A 21,386-nucleotide genomic window follows, 5' to 3' on the forward strand; every position below is an offset into this window, starting at 1 on the left:
CCGACCGCCGCCACCGGCACGTAGCTACATCGGACGGACGTTGTCCGCCTGCGGGCCCTTCTGGCCCTGGGTCACCTCGAACTCGACCTTCTGGCCCTCGTTCAGCTCGCGGTAGCCGCTGGATTGAATGGCCGAGTAGTGGACGAACACGTCCGGACCTCCGCCGTCCTGCTCGATGAAGCCGAAGCCCTTTTCCGAGTTGAACCACTTGACCGTGCCGGTTGCCATGCGTCTCTCCCTGTTCCAATGCGGGTGAGCACCGGTCGCTGCCGGTGATCGCCCTGTGCTGTCCCGACAGTAACCGCCCGGACGGGGATCCGCTGGCGGAAGTGCCCGGGCGCGCCCACGAATACGTCGCCGGCGGGAAATCCCTCCGCCGAGGGCCGCTGCGGGGCATGCTTGCCCCGATGAGCACCCGGACGGCGCTGGCCGACCTGGAACGGGAGATCGCGGGCGACGGTGGTGGCCTGGACGGTCTCCGGCTCGTCGACACCCCGTTCGTGCCGGAGGTGCGGCTGCACCTGGCCGAGGACGCCATCCTCTGGTGGGCCCGGATGGAGGCGGCCGCCGGCCGGTCCCTGCCGCCGCCGTACTGGGCGTCCGTCTGGGCGGGCGGGCAGGCGATCGCCCGGCACCTGCTCGACCACCCCCAGCTGGTCACCGGGCGGCGGGTGCTCGACCTGGCCGCCGGATCCGGGCTGGTCGCCGTCGCCGCCGCGCTCGCCGGCGCCGAGCTGGTGGTCGCCAACGACGTCGACCCGTACGCGGTGGCCGCCGTGACCGTCAACGCGCGGGCCAACCGGGTGAGCGTGGTCGCCACCGGCGGCGACCTGCTGGACGGCACCGCCGACGTCGACCTCGTGGTCGCCGGTGACGTGTTCTACGACGCGGCGCTGGCCGCCCGGGTGCTGCCGTTCCTGCAGCGGTCCGCCGCGCGCGGCGCGCAGGTGCTGGTCGGCGATCCGGACCGGGGACACCTGCCGGCGGACGGGCTGGAGGTGGTGGCCAGCTACCGGGTGCCCACCACCGAACCGGCGGTCGACTCCCCGGTCCGCCGGGTCCAGGTGCTGCGACCGCACTGAGTGGACCGGGGGTCGACCCCGAGGGCGTAGTCAGGGTCGGGTGGGGGATCGGGCCGGATGTGCCGGGTGGGTCGCGGCCATAGCGTTCGAGCCGTGATCGACTTACTGGCCCACCTCGGCGAGCTGCCCGTCGAGTCGCTGATGGCGGCCCTCGGCCTGGTCATGCTCGCCGACGCCGTACCGCTGGTCGGGGTGCTGGTGCCCGGTGACGCGGCGGTCCTCGCCGCGGTGGGGGCGGGCCGGCCGTCGACCGCGGTGGCCACCGTGGTGACGGTGGTGCTGGGCTGCCTGGCCGGCTGGTCGCTGAGCTTCCTGGCCGGGCGGCGCTGGGGGGTGGCGCTGCGGGGCAGCCGGCTGGGCGGCTGGATCGGCGAGTCCCGGTGGGCCGCGGCGGAGACGGTGCTGCGCCGCGGCGGCGGCCGGATGGTGCTGGTCGCGCCGTTCCTGCCGGTGTTCAACGCGCTGCTGCCGCTGGCCGCCGGCGGGCTGCGGATGTCGTACCCGAGGTTCCTGGCCGCGGCCGCGCCCGGGGCGACCCTCTGGGCGGGCCTCTACGTGGGGCTCGGCACCGCGGCCCGGACGGTGTCGGGGCTGCTGCCCGGCGCGCCCAGCCCGGCGCTGCTCACCATGCTGGTCGGGCTGCTGCTCGCCGGGGCGATGCTCTACGGCGCGCGGCGCCCGCTGCGCGCGCTGACCGGGGTGGGGTCGGCGGGCTGACCGCCCGGGGGGACGGGTGCGCCGGCGCGGGTCCACGACCCGCGCCGGCGGCGGCTCACCAGCCGCGGGCCCGCCACTGCGGCAGCGCCGGGCGCTCGGCACCGAGCGTGCTGTCCTTGCCGTGGCCCGGATAGAACCAGGTCTCGTCGGGCAGCCGGTCGAAGAGCTTGTTCTCCACGTCGTCGAGGAGCTGGCCGAACCGCTCCGGGTCCTGGTTGGTGTTGCCGACGCCGCCGGGAAAGAGCGAGTCGCCGGTCCACAGGTGCGGGACGCCGGACGGGTCGCGGTAGAGCAGCGCGATCGAGCCCGGAGTGTGCCCCCGCAGGTGGATGACCTCCAGGGCGCAGGCGCCCACCGGCACGGTGTCGCCCTCGCGCAGCGGGGCGGCGTCGATCGGCAGACCCTCGGCGTCCTCGGCGCCCACCAGCGGGCGGGCACCGGTCTTCGCCACCACCTCCTCCAGCGCCACCCAGTGGTCCATGTGCTGGTGGGTGGTGACCACGGTGGCCAGCCCGCCGTCGCCGATCAGCTCGAGCAGCCGCGGCGCCTCGTTGGCGGCGTCGATCAGCAGCTGCTCGCCGGTCTCCCGGCAGCGCAGCAGGTACGCGTTGTTGTCCATCGGCCCCACCGAAACCTTGGTGATGGTGAGCCGGTCGAGGTCGCGGACGTCCGGCGTGCCGCCGGGCGTGACGTCTCCGGTGTAGGTCATGCGGCTTCTATATCCATTCCGGTGGGATCGGCAGGGGACCGTCGGGCGTGACGGTGAGCACCTCGCCGGTGCTGCGCCCGGTCAGCCAGGCGGCGAGTTCCGGCGCGGGGCCGGTGATCGTGGGCGCCCCCTCGGGGTCACCCACGACGAGTTCGTGCCGGACGCCGTCGAAGCGCAGCACCATGGCCGGCGCCGCCGGGTTGCCGGCCAGGCCGGTGGCCACCTCGTGCAGCAACCGCTGGGCGAACGCGTCCGGCCAGTCCGCCGGCCGGTAGCCGGCGGCCAGGTCCACGTGGTGCACCTCGATCTCCCGCAGCCGCCCCCAGACCAGCATCGCGGCCGGCCACGGGCCGCGCCGGGCCTGCACGGTGGCCGCCCACGCCTCGACCGGCATGGCCGCCACCGCCGCGGTGAACCGCTCGGCGCTGTCCCGCAGGTCCGCCAGCAGGTCGGCGGCCGGCCGCCCGGACCCGGTCTCGATGTCGGCCGAGCGGGCCTGCGGGCTGGCGTACATCGGGATCGGCTCGCCGGTGCGGGCGGCGGTGAGCAGGTTGACGAAGCCGTCGGCGTTGCGGGCCAGGTGGGTCAGCACGTGGCCGCGGGTCCAACCCGGGAGCAGGGAGGCGGCGGCGACGTCCGCCGGGCCGAAGCCGGACACGGTACGCAGCAGCCGCGCCATGGCCTCGTCCAGCTCGCCGGTCAGCAGGAGGGGATCGCTGGTCACGAAACGACCCTAGCGGTACGGCCTGGCGACGTCGCCGGGGAAATAGCTTTCGGCGCGCCGTCGCGCCCCCTACCGTCTGGGCGACGGCTTCGGTCGCGGCGCCGGTTCGACGCGCCCGGTCGGCGTCGTCGCCGGACGCGGCAGCCGGGAGTCGGGGGGAGGTGGTGAGCATGCCGGTCGCAGCACCCGTGTTCCGCCCTGAACCCCCTCGACACCGATGAGGACACCATGACACTGGATCTGACCGCCCTCGGCTGGGACGCCGACCGGGCGGCCCACCTACCGCGGCACGCCGACCGCCGGCCGGGCCGGGTGGCCCGCGTCGACCGTGGCGTCTGCACCGTGCTCTGCCCGGACGGGCCGGTCCGGGCCAGCCTGGGCGGGGCCGTACTGGCCGCCGCCGCCCGCGACCTGACCGCGCTGCCCTGCGCCGGCGACTGGGTGCTGCTCGCCACCTGGCCGGACGGGCCGGTGACGGTCGAGACGGTGCTGCCCCGGCGTACCGCCCTGATCCGCCGCACCGCCGGCAAGGACGCCAGCGGGCAGGTGCTCGCCGCCAACCTCGACGCCGCCGCGGTGGTCGAGCCGGTGCACCCCGCGCCGGACGCCGAACGGATCGAACGACTGCTCTCCCTGGCCCACGAGTCCGGGGCCGAGCCGCTGCTCGTGCTCACCAAGGCGGACCTGGCCGCCGACCCGGTGGCGGTGGCCCGGCAACTCGCCGCGCTCGCCCCCGGGGTGCCGGTGCTGCCGGTCAGCGCCGAGCGGGGCACCGGGCTGGACCCGCTGCGCCGCCACGTCGCCGCGGGGCGGACGCTCGGGCTGCTCGGGCCCTCCGGCGCGGGCAAGTCGAGCCTGGTCAACGCCCTGGCCGGGGCGGACGTGATGCGTACCCAGGCGATCCGCCGCTCCGACGGCAAGGGCCGGCACACCACCACCTGGCGGGCCCTGGTGCCGATCCCCGGCGGCGGCGCGGTGCTGGACACCCCCGGCGTCCGGGCCGTCGGCCTGCTCGACGGCGCGGCCGGCCTGGACTGGGCCTTCGCGGACATCGCCGAGCTGGCCAGCGGCTGCCGGTACGCCGACTGCGCGCACGACGCCGAGCCGGCGTGCGCGGTGCGCGCCGCGCTGGACAGCGGTGAGCTGCCGGCCCGGCGCTGGGAGAGCTGGCGCCGACTCCAGCGCGAGGTGGCCTTCGAGAGCGGCCGCCGGGAGTCCCGGCTCGCGGCCGAACGGCGGGGCAACTGGCGGGGTGGCCGGCGCCGGACGGGGCGTCCGACGGCGCCGCCGGCGCCGGGCGGATTCTGACCGGAGGACGGCGGCGGTCGGGTGGGGCGAGCGCGCCCCGCCCGACCGAGCTGACCTGGGGGAATGTGCGCGCGCGGAAACTTGTCATACCTCGGGGCTAGAGTTGCCCGGGCGTCTTCCGTGCGCCTCGACAACCTTCGAAAACCGCTCAGAGCACGCTCCGAGCGGACAGATCCGCCTCCATTCTTTCTCCGGGAGCACAGGCACTGTGGCCGACCGACTGATCATCCGTGGCGCGCGCGAGCACAACCTGCGTGACGTCAGTCTCGACCTGCCCCGGGACGCCCTGATCGTCTTCACCGGGCTCTCCGGTTCGGGCAAGTCGAGCCTGGCGTTCGACACCATCTTCGCCGAGGGCCAGCGGCGCTACGTCGAGTCGCTGTCCTCGTACGCCCGGCAGTTCCTCGGCCAGATGGACAAGCCCGACGTCGACTTCATCGAGGGCCTCAGCCCCGCGGTCTCCATCGACCAGAAGTCCACCTCGCGCAACCCGCGCTCCACCGTCGGCACCATCACCGAGGTCTACGACTACCTGCGGCTGCTCTTCGCCCGCATCGGCGAGCCGCACTGCCCGGTCTGCGGCGAGCGGATCTCCAAGCAGAGCCCGCAGCAGATCGTCGACCGGGTGCTCGCCATGGCCGAGGGCACCCGGTTCATGGTGCTGGCCCCGGTGGTGCGCGGCCGCAAGGGCGAGTACGTCGACCTCTTCGCCGAGTTGCAGGCCAAGGGCTACGCGCGGGCCCGGGTCGACGGCGTGGTGCACCCGCTGACCGAGCCGCCGAAGCTCAAGAAGCAGGAGAAGCACACCATCGAGGTGGTGATCGACCGGCTCAGCGTCAAACCCAGCGCCAAGCAGCGGCTGACCGACTCGGTCGAGGCCGCGCTCGGCCTCTCCGGCGGCATCGTGCTGCTCGACTTCGTCGACCTGGCCGAGGGCGATCCGGACCGGGAGCGGCGCTACTCCGAGCACCTGGCCTGCCCCAACGACCACCCGCTCGCGATCGAGGACCTGGAGCCCCGGGTCTTCTCCTTCAACGCCCCGTACGGCGCCTGCCCCGAGTGCACCGGCCTGGGCACCAAGAAGGAGGTCGACCCGGAGCTGGTCATCCCGGACCCGGAGCGGACCCTGCGCGAGGGCGCGATCCAGCCCTGGGCCACCGGGCACAACCTGGAATACTTCCTGCGCCTGCTGGAGGCCCTCGGCGAGGCCGAGCACTTCGACGTGGACACCCCGTGGCGGGCGCTGCCGTCGCGGGCGCAGAAGACGATCCTGCACGGCTCCGACGACCAGGTGCACGTCCGCTACCGCAACAAGTACGGCCGCGAGCGCTCCTACTACACGGGCTTCGAGGGCGTGATGCAGTGGATCGAGCGCCGGCACAGCGACACCGAGTCGGAGTGGTCGCGGGACAAGTACGAGGGCTACATGCGCGACGTGCCCTGCGCGGCCTGCGGCGGCACCCGGCTCAAGCCGGAGGTGCTCGCGGTCACCCTGGCCGGTAAGAGCATCGCCGAGGTCTGCAACCTCTCCGTCGGCGAGGCGGCCGACCTGCTCGCCGGCATCGAGCTGACCGACCGGCAGAAGATGATCGCCGAGCGGGTGCTCAAGGAGATCAACGCCCGGTTGAAGTTCCTGCTCGACGTCGGGCTGGACTACCTCTCTTTGGACCGCCCGGCGGGCACCCTCTCCGGCGGCGAGGCGCAGCGGATCCGGCTCGCCACCCAGATCGGCTCCGGCCTGGTCGGGGTGCTCTACGTGCTGGACGAGCCGTCGATCGGCCTGCACCAGCGGGACAACCACCGGCTGATCGAGACGCTGCTGCGGCTGCGCGGGCTGGGCAACACGCTGATCGTGGTCGAGCACGACGAGGACACCATCCGGGTCGCCGACTGGATCGTCGACATCGGGCCCGGGGCCGGCGAGCACGGCGGCAAGATCGTGCACAGCGGGTCGGTGCCGGCGTTGCTGGCGAACGAGGAGTCGGTCACCGGGGCGTACCTGTCGGGGCGCCGGCAGATCCCGACGCCGGCCGTCCGCCGGCCGCAGACCGCGGGCCGGGAGCTGGTGGTGCACGGGGCGCGCGAGCACAACCTGCGCAACCTCACCGTCAGCTTCCCGCTGGGCCAGCTCATCGCGGTCACCGGGGTCAGCGGCTCCGGCAAGTCGACCCTGGTCAACGACATCCTGCACGCGGTGCTCGCCAACCAGATCAACGGCGCCCGGCTGGTCCCCGGCCGGCACACCCGGATCACCGGCCTGGAGAACGTGGACAAGGTCGTCGGCGTGGACCAGTCGCCGATCGGCCGCACGCCCCGGTCGAACCCGGCCACCTACACCGGCGTCTGGGACCACATCCGCAAGCTCTTCGCCGAGACCACCGAGGCCAAGGTCCGGGGGTACGGTCCGGGCCGGTTCTCCTTCAACGTCAAGGGTGGCCGCTGCGAGGCGTGCTCCGGTGACGGCACCATCAAGATCGAGATGAACTTCCTGCCCGACGTCTACGTGCCGTGCGAGGTGTGCAAGGGCGCCCGGTACAACCGGGAGACCCTGGAGGTGCACTACAAGGGCCGCACGGTCGCCGAGGTGCTGGACATGCCGATCGAGGAGGCCGCCGAGTTCTTCTCCGCGATCCCGGCCATCCACCGGCACCTCAAGACGCTGGTGGACGTGGGCCTCGGCTACGTCCGGCTGGGCCAGCCCGCCCCGACGCTGTCCGGCGGTGAGGCGCAGCGCGTCAAGCTCGCCTCCGAGCTGCAGAAGCGGTCCACCGGCCGGACCGTCTACGTGCTCGACGAGCCGACCACCGGTCTGCACTTCGAGGACATCCGCAAGCTGCTCATGGTCCTCGAGGGCCTGGTCGACAAGGGCAACACGGTGATCACCATCGAGCACAACCTCGACGTGATCAAGTCGGCCGACTGGATCATCGACATGGGTCCGGAGGGCGGCCACCGGGGCGGCACCGTGCTCGCCACCGGCACGCCGGAGGAGGTCGCCGAGGTGCCGGAGAGCCACACCGGCCAGTTCCTGCGGCCGATGCTCAAGCTCGACGGCGCGGCCAAGGGCGCCGCGGCGGCCACCTCGCGGGCGGCCAAGGCCAACGGCGCCACCCGCCCGCGGGCCAGCCGCAAGGTTCCCGCCGGGGCGCGCTGACCCGGGCGTACGACGGGCGGGCCGCCGCGCAGCGGCCCGCCCGTGCCGCGCCCACTCCACGCCGCGCCCACTCCACGCCGGCTGCGGCCCCGGGTCCCGGGTCGGCACGACGTCTGTTCGGATATCCGATTGGTGACGTGCCGGTATGAACCGTGCGGCACCCTGGTCCGTGTTGCGAAGCGGGGCCACGGGATCATGGCGAGTGGCGGCAGCCGAGAGAAGGGCCGGACATTGAGTGACGATCAGGAGCTGACCGGACCGGGTGGGCAGACCCGGCGCACCCTGCTGGCGGGCGCCGGCGCGGTCGGGGCCGCGGTGGTGCTGGCGGGCTGTGGCGACGACGCGGGGGACACCGCCGGCGGTTCGGCGCCGACCAGCGCCGGTCCTCCCGGCGCCACCAACGCCGGCGATCCGGAGGGCGGCCAGCGGGACAGCAGCGGCCCGCTCGCCCGGACCACCGACATCCCGGTCGGCGGCGGGGCCGTGTTTGCCACCAAGGGCGTCGTGATCACCCAGCCGGTGGCCGGCGAGTTCAAGGCCTTCGACCCGATCTGCACCCACCAGGGCTGCCCGGTGTCGAACGTCGACGGCGGCACGATCAACTGCACCTGCCACAACAGCCGGTTCTCGATCACCGACGGCTCGGTGAAGCAGGGCCCGGCGACCAGGCCACTGGCGCCGAAGAACATCAAGGTCACCGGGGAGCAGATCACCCTGGCCTGAGCCGTACCGCCGCGTTCCCCCGCCCGCGCGGCCGTGGCCGGGGGCGCGCGGCGCGCGGCGACGGTGGCCGGGGGCGCGGCGACGGTGGCTGGGCGCGCGCGGCGACGGTGGCCGGGAGCGCCTGGCGACGGTGGCCGGGGGCGCGTGGTGACGGTGGCCGGGAGCGCCTGGCGACGGTGGCCGGGGGCGCGTGGTGACGGTGGCCGGGGGCGCGTGGTGACGGTGGTCGGGGGCGCGCGGTGACGGGCGCTGTCGGGGGTGCGGACTAGGCTTGCGGCGTGGCTGACCCCTCGACCTACCGTCCCGCGACCGGCACCATCCCGGAGTCGCCAGGGGTCTACCGCTTCCGCGACGGCACCGGCCGGGTGATCTACGTGGGCAAGGCGCGCAACCTGCGCAGCCGGCTCAACTCCTACTTCGCCGACCCGGTCAACCTGCACCAGCGCACCCGGCAGATGGTCTTCACCGCCGAGTCGGTGGACTGGATCACCGTGGCCACCGAGGTCGAGGCGCTCCAGCAGGAATACACCTGGATCAAGCAGTACGACCCGCGGTTCAACGTCCGCTACCGCGACGACAAGTCGTACCCCTATCTCGCGGTCACCCTCGACGAGGAATACCCGCGCCTGCAGGTGATGCGCGGCGCCAAGCGCAAGGGGGTGCGCTACTTCGGGCCGTACTCCCACGCCTGGGCGATCCGCGAGACGCTGGACCTGCTGCTGCGGGTCTTCCCGGCGCGGACCTGCTCCTCCGGAGTGTTCAAGCGGGCCGGCCAGGTGGGCCGGCCCTGCCTGCTCGGTTACATCGGCAAGTGCTCCGCGCCCTGCGTCGGCAGCGTCACCGCCGAGCGGCACCGGGAGATCGTCAACGGCTTCTGTGACTTCATGGCCGGCCGCACCGACACCATGGTCCGGCGGCTGGAGAAGGAGATGCTGGAGGCCAGCGAGCAGCTGGAGTTCGAGCGGGCCGCCCGGCTGCGCGACGACGTGGCCGCGCTGCGGCGCGCCATGGAGAAGCAGACCGTGGTGCTCGGTGACGGCACCGACGCCGACGTGGTGGCCTTCGCCGACGACCCGCTCGAGGCCGCGGTCCAGGTCTTTCACGTCCGCGACGGTCGGGTCCGCGGCCAGCGCGGCTGGGTGGTGGAGAAGACCGAGGAGCTGACCACCGGTGACCTGGTGCACCACTTCTGCACCCAGGTCTACGGCGGCGAGCAGGGCGAGGCCGACGTGCCCCGCGAGCTGCTCGTTCCCGAGCTGCCCGGCGACGCCGAGGCGCTCGCCGACTGGCTCTCCACCCGACGGGGCAGCCGGGTGTCCCTGCGGGTGCCGCAGCGCGGCGACAAGCGCGCGCTGCTGGAGACCGTCGAGCGCAACGCCAAGGACGCGCTCGCCCGGCACAAGCTCAAGCGGGCGGGCGACCTCACCACCCGCAGCCAGGCGCTCGACGAGATCGCCGAGGCGCTCGGCATGCGTACCTCGCCGCTGCGGATCGAGTGTTTCGACGTGTCCCAGATCCAGGGCACCGACGTGGTGGCCAGCATGGTCGTCTTCGAGGACGGGTTGCCCCGCAAGAGCGAGTACCGGCGGTTCATCGTCCGCGGCGCCACCGACGACCTCTCCGCCATGTCCGAGGTGCTGCGCCGGCGCTTCGCCCGCTACCTCGACGCCCGCGCCGAGACCGGTGAGATCGGCGAGGAGACCGCCGGTGACCCGGACCGGCCCGGCATCGACCCGACCACCGGCCGGCCGCGCCGGTTCGCGTACCCGCCGCAGCTGGTCGTGGTCGACGGCGGCGCGCCGCAGGTGGCCGCCGCCGCGCAGGCCCTCGCCGAGCTGGGCATCGACGACGTGGCGCTCTGCGGCCTGGCCAAGCGGCTGGAGGAGGTCTGGCTGCCCGACGACGAGTTCCCGGTCATCCTGCCGCGCACCTCCGAGGCGCTCTACCTGCTGCAACGCGTACGCGACGAGGCGCACCGGTTCGCCATCACCTTCCATCGGCAGCGCCGCTCGAAGCGGATGACCGAATCGGCGCTCGACAACATCCCCGGCCTCGGCGAGGTACGCCGCAAGGCGCTGCTGCGGCACTTCGGCTCGCTCAAGCGGCTTTCCGCCGCCACCGTCGAGGAGATCACCGAGGTGCCCGGGGTGGGCCGGCGGACCGCCGAGGCGATCCTCGCCGCCCTCGACGAGTCGGGCTCGGCCAAGACCCACTCCTGAGGCAGGGCCGGTGGGCTGCCGGGTAGCGGCCCGGTGGCGGGCGGAGCAGAACTGCCTCGCGTCCCGCTTGCTTGGGTTTTGGCGGCTGTGGGTGTCCGGCGTTCGGCTCACGGCCTGGTTTCCGCACGCTACCGACTTGATGACGGGAACGACTCACAGGTGGGACGCTACCGACTCAATGACGAAACGACTCAACGCGGGACGGTACCGACTCGCGCCGGCAAACGACTCAGGCCGGATGCTACTGACTGGCTGGCGCAAACGACTCACGACGTGATGCGCGTGGCGCTGCCGAACTCACTGACGGAAACGACCCACGGCGGGGTGCTACTGACTTGATGGCGCAAACGACTTACGACGTGATGCGCGTGGCGCTGCCGAACTCACTGACGGAAACGACCCACGGCGGGGTGCTACTGACTTGATGGCGGAAACGACTCAGGCGGGGCGGCGTGACCGTGCCGACTCAATAACGGCAACGACTCACGGGGGAGGCAGAGGAGGGCGGCTGGGGGTGAGTGTCGATACCGGCTCGGTTCGGCGGGGCGGGGCGACGAACCGGGACCGGGGGACGGCCGCGACTTTCCGGGGCTGGTGATCGACTCGGGATGCGGCAAGCAGGCGTATCCCAGGTCAGGGAGGCTACCGATTGACAGCATCCTGAGCGAACCGCGCACCCGGGGCGGTGCTAGAAGCCGGGGATGCCGCGCCTTGAGGGCTTGCGCAGGCGCTCGGGCGTTCGAATGCCCCGTTTTGTCGGTCCGCGTCGCCGCGCCTGGGCCGTACAGCTGCCGCCACCACAGCCGCTGCCTCCGCCGCCGCGAGTCCTTCCGCCCGTGAGTCGTTTCCGCCATCAAGTCGGTAGCGCCCGGAAACCCCACGCGGCCGGACGAGATTCACCTTCGCGTCGAGGACACTCCGGCAACGCGGAAGGCCCGGGTGCCCGAGTGCCCGTTTTGGGGGCTGGCGTCCCGTGGTCGGGGCCACCCGCAGATTTGGGGGCTGGCGTCCCGTGGTCGGGGCCACCCGCAGGGCGGAATCATGCCGGGGCCGGGGTCGTTGAACATGGCAGACCGCGGAGCAGCCCCACCCCAGGGTGAGCGGCCCCCGGTCGGAAATGATCGGCCACCGGCCGTCGTTACATCCCCCGCACCGCGCACCACCGGTCCACCCCCGGGTGACGCCGGGGAAGCCAGGGAATGACGTCCCGGCCTCCGTCGTTACATCCCCCGCCACCACGCACCACCACTCCCGGGTGAGCCAGGGGAATGACGTCCCGGCCCCCGTCGTTACACCCCCCCGGACCGCGCACCACCGGTCCACCCCCCGGGGGGCATCGGATCCAGGCCGAGGGAATCACTTCCCCGCCACCGATGGTTACACCCCCCGGACGCCCGAGCAGGTCACCCCCGACCGCCAGGCACCCAGACTTTCCCCCCTTTTTCGGCGGCGCCTCGCGCACCCCCGCGCCCGCGCGCCGCCAACCCCCGACCAGAGAGGCACTCATCATGCGTACCACTCTGCTGCGTAACACCGTCCTGACCGCCGCCGGCTTCGCCGCCACCACCGCCGGAATCGCCGGCCCCGCCATCGCCGCACACGCCGCCCCCGCGCAGAAGACCACCCAGGTCAGCACCGACCGCAAGGGCCACGGCGAACGCGAACTCGACGTGCGCTACGAAGCCCAGCCCAACTTCTACTACTGCGGCCCCGCCGCCACCCGCAACGCCCTGTCCGTGCTCGGCAAGAACATCGACGTCGACGCCATGGCCAAGGAAATGGGCACCACCGAGAACGGCACCAACAGCATCAACGACATCACCCCCGTCCTGAACAAGGAAACCGGCAAGCACTACCGGTCGGTCGAGATCAAGAACAGCAACGCCGACGACAAGCAGACCGACACCCTGCGCACCGACATCGTCCGCACCATCGACGACGGCCGCGCCGTGGTCGCCAACATCGCCGGCACCACCACCGACACCGACGGCAACACCCACTCCTTCGAAGGCGGCCACTACATCAGCGTCGTCGGCTACCGCGACAACGGCCACACCGTCACCATCGCTGACAGCGCCAACCCGAACACCGCCTCCTACCACATCAGCATCGACAACCTCGCCGACTGGATCGCCACCCGCGGCTACAGCGCCTCCTGACCGGCCATCCGCTGACAGGAGCGAACACGAAGGGCCGGCCCTCACAAGGGGTCGGCCCTTCGTCGTGTCCGCGGACGGACCTGGTCTCAGGGCTCGGCGAGGACGCCGAGGATGCCGTCGCCGTACTTGGCCAGCTTGTTCTCGCCGACGCCGCTGATCCGGGACAGCTCGGCCAGCGAGGCGGGGGCCTCCGTGGCGATCTGCCGCAGGGTGGCGTCGTGGAAGACCACGTACGCGGGGACGCCCTGCTCCTTGGCGGTGGCCGCGCGCCAGGCGCGCAGCCGTTCGAACACCGACGCGGCGGCCGGGGTGAGGTCGGCGACGACGGTGGCCGCCCCGCGTGGCTTCGCCGACCGGCCGGCCGTCGGCCGCTCCGGCTCGCGCCGCAGGGTGACCGTACGGCGGCGGCCCAGCACCTCGGCGCTGGCCTCGGTGAGCGCGAGGGTGCCGTAGTCGCCCTCCACGGCGAGCAGCCCTTCGGCGAGCAGTTGCCGCACCACCCCCCGCCACTCGGCCTCCCGCAGCTCGGTGCCGATGCCGAACGTGCTCAGCGCGTCGTGACCGTACTGGTCGATCTTGTCGGTGTGCTTGCCGAGCAGGATGTCGATGCTGTGCCCGGCGCCGAAGCGCTGATTGCGTTCCCGGTCCAGCCGGAAGACGGTGGAGAGCAGCTTCTGGGCGGCGACCGTGCCGTCCCAGGACTCCGGCGGTTCGAGGCAGGTGTCGCAGTTGCCGCAGTTGGCCGTGCCGCCTTCGCCGAAGTATTCGAGCAGCTGCGCCCGGCGGCAGCGGACCGTCTCACAGAGCGCCAGCATGGCGTCCAGGTGGGTGGCCAGGTTGCGCCGGTGCGCCAGGTCGCCCTCGGACGTCTCGATCATTTTGCGCTGCTGCACCACGTCCTGCAGCCCGTACGCCAGCCAGGCGGTCGACGGCAGCCCGTCGCGCCCGGCGCGGCCGGTCTCCTGGTAGTAGCCCTCCACCGACTTGGGCAGGTCGAGGTGGGCGACGAAGCGCACGTCGGGCTTGTCGATGCCCATGCCGAAGGCGATGGTGGCGACCATGACCAGCCCGTCCTCGCGTAGGAAGCGCTGCTGGTTGGTCGCCCGGGTCGCCGCGTCCAGCCCGGCGTGGTAGGGCAGCGCCGCAATGCCCTGCTGGACCAGGAACTCGGCGGTCTTCTCCACCGAGGCGCGGGAGAGGCAGTAGACGATGCCCGCCTCGCCCGGGTGCTCGTCGCGCAGCAGGGCGAGCAACTGCTTGCGCGGCTCCCGCTTCGGCACGATCCGGTACTGGATGTTGGGCCGGTCGAAGCTCGCCACGAAGTGCCGGGCGTCGGTGAGCTGGAGTCGGGTGGCGATCTCGGTGCGGGTGGCCCGGGTGGCCGTGGCGGTCAGCGCGATGCGCGGCACCGCCGGCCAGCGCTCGTGCAGCATCGACAGGTTGAGGTAGTCCGGGCGGAAGTCGTGCCCCCACTGCGACACGCAGTGCGCCTCGTCGATCGCGAACAGGGCGATGCGGCCCCGCTCCAGCAGGCCGAGGGTGGCGCGCACCGCCAGCGCCTCCGGGGCCAGGTAGAGCAGGTCCAACTCGCCGGCGAGGAAGGCGGCCTCCACCCGGCGTCGCTCGGTGAGGTCCTGCGTCGAGTTGAGGAAACCGGCCCGGACACCGACGGCGGTGAGCGCGTCGACCTGGTCCTGCATGAGCGCGATCAGCGGCGACACCACCACCGCGACGCCGTCACGGACCAGCGCCGGGATCTGGTAGCAGAGCGACTTGCCGCCGCCGGTGGGCATCAGCACCAGCGCGTCGCCGCCGGCCACCACGTGCTCGACGACCTCCTGCTGGAAACCGCGGAAGGCGTCGTAACCGAACACCCGGCGCAGCACCCGCAGCGCGTCCTCGGTCCGCTGATCGGTGGGGGAGACCATCCGCGCAGTCTACGATCGTCCCCCGACACCACCCGGCCGCCGGCGGGCGCGTCGGCACCCGAGCGGGAACCGCCGTCCCGGGCCGACCCAGGGCCGGGGACGGCGCGGAAGCCGGCGGCGTCGCCGGCCCCCGGAGGTACGGGACGCCGACGTACCGGCGTGTCGGAAGGACGACCCGGGTGGAGGGCCGGATCCGGCAAACCGGACAAGTACCTGTTCCCGTCGTCACCCCGTGGAATCCCGGGCGGGGTCGGAGCCGTTAGAGTCGCTGACTGACCAGGCGCGGCCGACCGGCCGCGGCGCCACAGCTTGGGGGTAGCGGGTGAGCGAGGCGCGGACGGGAGACCCGGTGTCGACGGCCGGTACGGAGCCGGCCCTCGGCCGGCCGGCGCCGGCCGAGGCGGACACCACGTTGGTCGTGGTCACCGGCCTCTCCGGCGGTGGCCGCAGCACGGTCGCCCGGGCGTTGGAGAACGTCGGCTTCTACGTGGTCGACAACCTGCCCCAGGCGCTGATGCTCGACATGGCCGAGCTGGCCTTCAAGGCCGGCGGCGCGGCCCGGCGTACCGCCATGGTGCTGGACGTGCGCTCCCGCGCCTTCTCCACCGACCTGGCCGGAGCGATCCGGGAGCTGCGCGAGCGCGGCTTCCACCCCCGGGTGGTCTTCGTCGACGCCGACGACGAGGTGCTGATCCGCCGCTTCGAGAGCGTCCGCCGGTCCCACCCGTTGCAGGGCGAGGGGCGGCTGGCCGACGGGATCGCGGTGGAACGGGCGTTGCTGGAGGAGGCCCGCGACCAGGCCGACGTGATCATCGACACCAGCCACCTGAACGTCAACCAGCTGCGCCGCCGGGTCGAGGAGCTCTTCGGCGGCGAGGACGCCCGCCGGCTGCGGATCACCGTGCTCTCCTTCGGCTTCAAGTACGGCCTGCCCCCGGACGCCGACTTCGTGATGGACGCCCGGTTCCTGCCCAACCCGTACTGGGTGCCGGAGCTGCGCGAGCACACCGGCCGGGAGGAGGCGGTCAGCGCGTACGTGCTGGGCCAGGAGGGCGCGGAGGGCTTCGTGGCCGGCTACGCCGACCTGGTCAACGCCACCACCGGCGGTTTCGAGCGGGAGGGCAAGCGCTACCTGACCGTCGCGGTCGGCTGCACCGGCGGCAAGCACCGCAGCGTCGCCATCGCCGAGGAGCTGGCCGCGCGGCTGCGCCAGTCCGGCATCGCGGCCAACGCCCAGCACCGGGACCTGGGGCGGGAATGATCCCGACCAGGGTGGTCGCGTTCGGCGGCGGGCACGGGCTCTCGGCGTCGCTGCGGGCGCTGCGGCACTGCGTACCCGGGCTGGACCTGGACATCACCGCGGTGGTCACGGTGGGCGACGACGGCGGCTCCAGCGGGCGGCTGCGCGCCGAGCGCGGCGGCCTGCCCCCCGGTGACCTGCGGCAGGCGCTGGTCGCCCTCGCCGGCGACCACCCGGCCACCCGGCGCAGCGCCGCGCTGTTCCAGCACCGCTTCGCCGCCGCGGCGCGGCAGGCGGGCGTCACCGTGGGACCGCCGCCCGGCGGCGCCGCGGTGAGCGCCGGGGCCGGCGCGACGGCGGCCGACCCGCTCGCCGGACACGCCGTCGGCAACCTGTTGCTGCACGGGCTGATGGAACTCCTCGGTGACCCGGTGGCCGCGCTCGACCACGCCGGGGCGATGCTCGGCGCGGTCGGCCGGGTGCTGCCCATGTCGTGCCAGCCGGTGGGCATCGAGGCCCGGGTACGCGGCGCCGACCCGGACCACCCCGACGAGGTACGCGTGCTGCGTGGCCAGCACCAGGTGGCGGTCACCACGGGGCGGGTGGAGTCGCTGCGGCTCACCCCGGCCGCGCCGGCGGCCTGCGCGGAGGCGGTCGCCGCGGTCCGCGCCGCCGACTGGTTGATCTTCGGGCCGGGCAGCTGGTACACCAGCGTGCTGCCCCACCTGCTGGTGCCCGGGCTGGCCGACGCGATCGTGTCCAGCCCGGCCCGCCGTCTGGTGACCCTCAACCTGGTGGCGGAGAAGGAGACCTTGGGGCTCTCCCTGCCCGACCATCTGGACACCCTCGGGCGCTATCTGCCCGAGCTGAAGGTGGACATGGTGCTGGCGGACTCCACGGCGGTGGGTGATCCCGAGGCGGTCGAACGTGCGGCAGAATCGCTGGGTGCCCGGCTGGTCCTCGCCCCCGTCGCCGTCACCGACGGCACGCCCCGTCATGATCCAGCCGCGCTGGGCGCCGCACTGGTGCCGGTCCTGGGCGCCGATCGTTAGACACGTACGTAATCACCGGCGACACGCCGGTACCGGTCCGTGAGGGGGCGCACTATGGCGATGACGGCCGCGGTCAAGGACGAGCTGAGTCGGGTCGACGTACCCAAGCCGTGCTGCCGGCGCGCGGAGATGGCCGCCCTGCTGCGCTTCGCGGGTGGCCTGCACATCGTGTCCGGCAGGGTGGTGGTCGAGGCGGAGCTGGACACCGGCGCGGTCGCCCGGCGGCTGCGCCGCGAGATCGCCGAGGTCTACGGCTACTCGAGCGAGATCCACGTGCTCGCCTCCGGTGGGCTGCGCAAGGGCAGCCACTTCATCGTCCGGGTGGTCAAGGACGGGGAGGCCCTCGCCCGGCAGACGGGCCTGCTCGACGTCCGGGGCCGTCCGGTGCGCGGGCTGCCGCCGCACGTGGTGGCCGCGAACGTGTGCTGCGCGGTCTCCGCCTGGCGGGGCGCCTTCATGGCGCACGGCTCGCTCACCGAACCGGGCCGCTCCAGCGCGCTGGAGATCACCTGCCCGGGCCCGGAGTCCGCGCTGGCGCTGGTCGGCGCGGCCCGCCGGATCGGCATCACCGCGAAGAACCGAGAGGTACGCGGGGTGGACCGGGTCGTGGTCAAGGACGGCGACGCGATCGCCGCCCTGCTCACCCGCATCGGCGCCCACTCCAGCGTGCTGGCCTGGGAGGAGCGGCGGGTGCGCCGGGAGGTCCGGGCGACCGCCAACCGGCTGGCCAACTTCGACGACGCCAACCTGCGCCGCTCGGCCCGCGCCGCGGTGGCCGCCGCCGCCCGGGTCACCCGCGCGCTGGAGATCCTTGCCGACGACGCCCCCAACCACCTCACCTCGGCCGGCCGGCTGCGGCTTGAGCACCGGCAGGCCTCGCTGGAGGAGCTGGGCGCGCTCGCCGACCCGCCGCTGACCAAGGACGCCATCGCCGGCCGGATCCGGCGGCTGCTCGCGCTGGCCGACAAGCGGGCCCGCGACCTGGGCATCCCGGATACCGAAGCGGCCGTCACGCCCGACATGCTCGTGGTCTGATAGGACCGTGCGGCTGTTCGCGTGCGGGCGGGATCACCACCCGCCGCAGCGCGGTGGCGCACGCTCGGATAGGGTCGCTGCGTACGGCAAGGGGGCCGGCACAGGCATTCCTCGCCGTACTCACCGCCTCGGGCGGTCAGGTCTGGGACAGACCGCGGCGGGGTGGCCGAGATGACATCGTCAACGGCCGGCTCCTACGGTCGGCGCACACACCTCCGCCGGCAGTGGTCTGACGCCGGCGGACCAGAACGCGAGGAGATGGGACCTGTGACCATCCGGGTTGGCATCAACGGTTTCGGCCGGATCGGCCGTAACTTCTTCCGGGCAGTGCTGGCGTCCGGTGCGGACATCGAGGTCGTGGCGGTGAACGACCTGACCGACAACGCGACGCTCGCCCACCTTGTCAAGTACGACAGCATCCTGGGCCGCCTCCCGCACGAGGTGAAGGCGACCGCCGACGAGATCACCGTGGGCGGCAAGACCATCAAGGCGTACGCCGAGAAGGACCCGGCCAAGCTGCCGTGGGGCGAGGTCGGCGCGGACGTCGTGATCGAGTCCACCGGCTTCTTCACCGACGCCACCAAGGCGAAGGCGCACATCGACGGCGGGGCCAAGAAGGTCATCATCTCCGCGCCGGCGAAGAACGAGGACGTCACCGTGGTCATGGGCGTCAACCAGGACCAGTACGACCCGGCCAAGCACAACATCATCTCGAACGCGTCCTGCACCACCAACTGCCTCGCCCCGATGGCGAAGGTCCTGCACGACACGTTCGGCATCACCAAGGGTCTGATGACCACCATCCACGCGTACACGCAGGACCAGAACCTGCAGGACGCGCCGCACAAGGACCTGCGCCGGGCCCGCGCCGCCGCGCTGAACATCGTGCCGACGTCGACCGGCGCCGCGAAGGCGATCGGCCTGGTGCTGCCGGACCTGAAGGGCAAGCTGGACGGCTACGCGCTGCGGGTGCCGATCCCGACCGGCTCGGCCACCGACCTGACCGTCGAGGTCGGCCGGGAGACCACCGTGGACGAGGTCAACGCCGCGTTGAAGGCCGCCGCGGACGGCCCGCTCAAGGGCATCCTGGTCTACAACGAGGACCCGATCGTCTCCGCCGACATCGTCACCGACCCGGCGTCGTGCATCTTCGACGCGCCGCTGACCAAGGTGATCGGCAACCAGGTCAAGGTCGTCGGCTGGTACGACAACGAGTGGGGCTACTCGAACCGCCTGGTCGACCTGGTCAAGCTGGTCGGTTCGTCGCTGTGAGCATCCGCAACCTCGACGACCTGCTCGCCGAGGGGGTGTCGGGTCGGCGTGTGCTGGTGCGCGCCGACCTGAACGTCCCGCTCGACAAGCAGTCCGGGGCGATCACTGATGACGGCCGGATCCGGGCCGTGCTGCCGACGCTGAGCGCGCTGGTCGAGGCCGGCGCCAAGGTGGTGGTCTGCTCGCACCTGGGCCGCCCCAAGGGCGCGCCGGACCCGCAGTTCAGCCTCCGTCCGGTGGCGGGGCGGCTGGGTGAGCTGCTCGGGGCGCCGGTCCACTTCGCCGAGGACACGGTCGGCGACTCGGCGCGCGCCACGGTGGCGGGCCTGGCCGACGGGCAGGTCGCCCTGCTGGAGAACCTGCGCTTCAACAAGGGCGAGACCAGCAAGGACGACGCCGAGCGGGGCGCCTTCGCCGACCAGCTCGCCGCCCTGGGCGACGTGTACGTCGACGACGCGTTCGGCGCGGTGCACCGCAAGCACGCCAGCGTGTACGACGTGCCGGCCCGGTTGCCGCACGTGGCGGGCCGGCTGGTGCTGCGCGAGGTCGAGGTGCTCAGCCGGCTCACCGGCGAGCCGGAGCGGCCGTACGTGGTGGTGCTGGGCGGGTCCAAGGTCTCCGACAAGCTGGCGGTGATCGAGGCCCTGCTGCCGACGGTCGACCGGCTGCTCATCGGTGGCGGCATGTGCTTCACCTTCCTCAAGGCGCAGGGTCACGAGGTGGGCACGTCGCTGCTGGAGAAGGAGATGGTCGAGACCTGCCGCAACCTGATGGAGCGCGCGCCGGGCAAGATCATGCTCCCGGTCGACGTGGTGGCCGCCGACGCGTTCGCGCCGGACGCCGCGCACGACACCGTCCGCGCCGACGGCATTCCCAGCCACCGGCTCGGCCTGGACATCGGCCCGGAGACGGTGGCCGGCTTCGCGGCGGCGCTGTCCCAGGCGAAGACCATCTTCTGGAACGGCCCGATGGGCGTGTTCGAGATGGCCGCGTTCGCGAACGGCACCCGCGGGGTGGCCGAGGCGATCACCAAGGCCGACGCGTTCAGCGTGGTCGGTGGCGGTGACTCCGCGGCGGCGGTCCGCGCGCTGGGGCTGGACGAGTCCTCGTTCGGGCACATCTCGACCGGCGGCGGCGCGTCCCTGGAATACCTCGAGGGCAAGACCCTCCCCGGCATCGCGGCCCTGGAGAACTGAATGGCGAGCTCGACCCGCCGGCCGCTGATGGCCGGCAACTGGAAGATGAACTTGAACCACCTCGAGGCCAACCTGCTGGTGCAGAAGCTGGCCGCGAGCCTCAACGAGAAGCAGCTCACCGACGTCGAGTGCGTGGTGCTGCCGCCCTTCACCGACCTGCGCACCGTGCAGACCGCGGTGGACGGCGACAAGCTGCTGATCGGCTACGGCGCGCAGGACCTGTCGCCGTACCAGTCGGGCGCGTACACCGGGGACATCTCCGGGCCGATGCTCGCCAAGCTGGGCTGCACCTACGTGGTGGTCGGCCACTCCGAGCGGCGGCAGTACCACCACGAGGACGACGCGCTGGTCAACGACAAGGTGACCGCCGCGCTGGCGAACGGCCTGACCCCGATCCTCTGCATCGGCGAGGGCCTGGAGGTCCGGGAGCAGCTGCGGCACGTGCCGCACTGCTGCGACCAGCTCGACGGCGCGCTCCGCGGGCTCACCGGCGAGCAGGTCACCAAGGTCGTCGTCGCGTACGAGCCGGTCTGGGCGATCGGCACCGGCAAGACGGCGACGCCGGAGGACGCCCAGGAGGTCTGCGGCGAGGTGCGCAAGCGGCTCGTGGAGACCTTCGGCCAGGACACCGCGGACCAGGTCCGGATCCTCTACGGCGGCTCGGTGAAGTCGTCCAACGTCGCCGCGATCATGGCCCAGCCGGACGTGGACGGCGCTCTGGTCGGCGGCGCCAGCCTGGACGCCGAGGAATTCGCGCAGATCTGCCGGTTCCCGGAGCACATCTCCCGCTGATCGCTCGCTATCCTTGACGCTGCCCGTCCACCGGTCGGTGCCACCGTGCCCGACAGGACGGGCAGTGATCGCAACG

General features: G+C 72.8%; 17 protein-coding genes. 13 read left to right on the plus strand and 4 right to left on the minus strand.

Annotation, left to right across the window (positions count from 1 at the left end; translation table 11 throughout):
- Nucleotides 1-24: 24 nt before the first annotated feature.
- Complete coding sequence (locus LQ51_RS28930) at nt 25-228, minus strand: cold-shock protein (protein ID WP_013287480.1); 204 nt, start codon at nt 226-228, stop codon at nt 25-27.
- A 179-nt stretch (nt 229-407) separates the two neighbouring features.
- Here LQ51_RS28930 and LQ51_RS28935 point away from each other — a divergent pair, with 179 nt between their 5' ends.
- Both LQ51_RS28935 and LQ51_RS28940 read left to right on the plus strand, forming a co-directional pair.
- A complete protein-coding gene (locus LQ51_RS28935; protein ID WP_046571248.1) occupies nt 408-1,082 on the plus strand; it encodes a class I SAM-dependent methyltransferase in 675 nt (224 codons plus the stop codon).
- A gap of 93 nt (nt 1,083-1,175) precedes the next feature.
- Nucleotides 1,176-1,799 carry a DedA family protein gene (locus tag LQ51_RS28940; protein WP_046571191.1) on the plus strand — a complete coding sequence of 208 codons (624 nt, stop codon included), beginning with the start codon at nt 1,176-1,178 and terminating at the stop codon, nt 1,797-1,799.
- A gap of 55 nt (nt 1,800-1,854) precedes the next feature.
- Here LQ51_RS28940 and LQ51_RS28945 read toward each other — a convergent pair whose 3' ends face one another.
- Both LQ51_RS28945 and LQ51_RS28950 read right to left on the minus strand, forming a co-directional pair.
- Complete coding sequence (locus LQ51_RS28945; RefSeq protein WP_046571192.1) at nt 1,855-2,508, minus strand: MBL fold metallo-hydrolase; 654 nt, start codon at nt 2,506-2,508, stop codon at nt 1,855-1,857.
- A 7-nt stretch (nt 2,509-2,515) separates the two neighbouring features.
- Nucleotides 2,516-3,232: a maleylpyruvate isomerase family mycothiol-dependent enzyme gene (locus LQ51_RS28950; RefSeq protein WP_046571194.1), complete on the minus strand. Its 717-nt coding sequence runs from the start codon at nt 3,230-3,232 to the stop codon at nt 2,516-2,518.
- A gap of 228 nt (nt 3,233-3,460) precedes the next feature.
- Here LQ51_RS28950 and rsgA point away from each other — a divergent pair, with 228 nt between their 5' ends.
- The 5 genes from rsgA to LQ51_RS28975 all read left to right on the plus strand — a co-directional run bounded on the left by rsgA (nt 3,461) and on the right by LQ51_RS28975 (nt 12,795).
- Nucleotides 3,461-4,540, plus strand: a complete 1,080-nt coding sequence (gene rsgA / locus LQ51_RS28955; protein WP_046571195.1) for a ribosome small subunit-dependent GTPase A — start codon at nt 3,461-3,463, stop codon at nt 4,538-4,540.
- Nucleotides 4,541-4,748: 208 nt separating this feature from the next.
- Nucleotides 4,749-7,694: an excinuclease ABC subunit UvrA gene (uvrA, locus tag LQ51_RS28960; protein WP_046571197.1), complete on the plus strand. Its 2,946-nt coding sequence runs from the start codon at nt 4,749-4,751 to the stop codon at nt 7,692-7,694.
- A gap of 231 nt (nt 7,695-7,925) precedes the next feature.
- A complete protein-coding gene (locus LQ51_RS28965) occupies nt 7,926-8,417 on the plus strand; it encodes a Rieske (2Fe-2S) protein (protein WP_046571198.1) in 492 nt (163 codons plus the stop codon).
- Nucleotides 8,418-8,695: 278 nt separating this feature from the next.
- Nucleotides 8,696-10,636 (plus strand): excinuclease ABC subunit UvrC, encoded by a 1,941-nt coding sequence (uvrC, locus tag LQ51_RS28970; protein WP_046571200.1) that lies wholly within the window; start codon nt 8,696-8,698, stop codon nt 10,634-10,636.
- A 1,508-nt stretch (nt 10,637-12,144) separates the two neighbouring features.
- Entirely contained in the window at nt 12,145-12,795 is a 651-nt protein-coding gene (locus tag LQ51_RS28975; protein WP_046571201.1) for a C39 family peptidase, read from the plus strand.
- Between the two features lie 86 nt (nt 12,796-12,881).
- Here LQ51_RS28975 and recQ read toward each other — a convergent pair whose 3' ends face one another.
- The gene (gene recQ, locus LQ51_RS28980; protein ID WP_046571203.1) at nt 12,882-14,723 is read right to left on the minus strand and encodes a DNA helicase RecQ; all 1,842 of its coding nucleotides are present in this window, start codon (nt 14,721-14,723) and stop codon (nt 12,882-12,884) included.
- 349 nt (nt 14,724-15,072) lie between these two features.
- On the opposite strand from recQ, the gene rapZ reads away from it, so the two are divergent.
- The 6 genes from rapZ (at nt 15,073) to tpiA (ending at nt 21,310) form a co-directional block, all read left to right on the plus strand.
- Nucleotides 15,073-15,984, plus strand: coding sequence for an RNase adapter RapZ (gene rapZ, locus LQ51_RS28985; protein WP_046571251.1), 912 nt, complete (start codon nt 15,073-15,075; stop codon nt 15,982-15,984).
- Entirely contained in the window at nt 15,981-17,015 is a 1,035-nt protein-coding gene (locus tag LQ51_RS28990) for a gluconeogenesis factor YvcK family protein (RefSeq protein WP_046571204.1), read from the plus strand. Before rapZ ends, LQ51_RS28990 begins: the two co-directional genes overlap by 4 nt.
- 54 nt (nt 17,016-17,069) lie before the next feature.
- Entirely contained in the window at nt 17,070-18,050 is a 981-nt protein-coding gene (gene whiA, locus LQ51_RS28995) for a DNA-binding protein WhiA (RefSeq protein WP_043967505.1), read from the plus strand.
- Nucleotides 18,051-18,317: 267 nt separating this feature from the next.
- Nucleotides 18,318-19,322 carry a type I glyceraldehyde-3-phosphate dehydrogenase gene (gene gap, locus LQ51_RS29000; protein WP_046571207.1) on the plus strand — a complete coding sequence of 335 codons (1,005 nt, stop codon included), beginning with the start codon at nt 18,318-18,320 and terminating at the stop codon, nt 19,320-19,322.
- A complete protein-coding gene (gene pgk, locus LQ51_RS29005; protein WP_046571209.1) occupies nt 19,319-20,518 on the plus strand; it encodes a phosphoglycerate kinase in 1,200 nt (399 codons plus the stop codon). The genes gap and pgk overlap by 4 nt, the downstream gene beginning before the upstream one ends.
- On the plus strand, nt 20,519-21,310 hold the full coding sequence (gene tpiA / locus LQ51_RS29010; protein WP_046571211.1) for a triose-phosphate isomerase: 792 nt from the start codon (nt 20,519-20,521) through the stop codon (nt 21,308-21,310).
- Nucleotides 21,311-21,386 lie beyond the last annotated feature (76 nt).

This window comes from Micromonospora sp. HK10 (assembly GCF_000982955.1).
In the GTDB taxonomy this organism is placed as follows: domain Bacteria; phylum Actinomycetota; class Actinomycetes; order Mycobacteriales; family Micromonosporaceae; genus Micromonospora.

Excerpts from the sequence above, each read along its gene's own strand:
- LQ51_RS28945 (WP_046571192.1), bottom strand. The coding sequence starts at position 2,508 with ATGACCTACACCGGAGACGTCACGCCCGGCGGCACGCCGGACGTCCGC.
- LQ51_RS28975 (WP_046571201.1), top strand. The coding sequence starts at position 12,145 with ATGCGTACCACTCTGCTGCGTAACACCGTCCTGACCGCCGCCGGCTTC.
- LQ51_RS28935 (WP_046571248.1), top strand. The coding sequence starts at position 408 with ATGAGCACCCGGACGGCGCTGGCCGACCTGGAACGGGAGATCGCGGGC.
- LQ51_RS28930 (WP_013287480.1), bottom strand. The coding sequence starts at position 228 with ATGGCAACCGGCACGGTCAAGTGGTTCAACTCGGAAAAGGGCTTCGGC.
- whiA (WP_043967505.1), top strand. The coding sequence starts at position 17,070 with ATGGCGATGACGGCCGCGGTCAAGGACGAGCTGAGTCGGGTCGACGTA.
- rsgA (WP_046571195.1), top strand. The coding sequence starts at position 3,461 with ATGACACTGGATCTGACCGCCCTCGGCTGGGACGCCGACCGGGCGGCC.
- recQ (WP_046571203.1), bottom strand. The coding sequence starts at position 14,723 with ATGGTCTCCCCCACCGATCAGCGGACCGAGGACGCGCTGCGGGTGCTG.
- tpiA (WP_046571211.1), top strand. The coding sequence starts at position 20,519 with ATGGCGAGCTCGACCCGCCGGCCGCTGATGGCCGGCAACTGGAAGATG.
- LQ51_RS28990 (WP_046571204.1), top strand. The coding sequence starts at position 15,981 with ATGATCCCGACCAGGGTGGTCGCGTTCGGCGGCGGGCACGGGCTCTCG.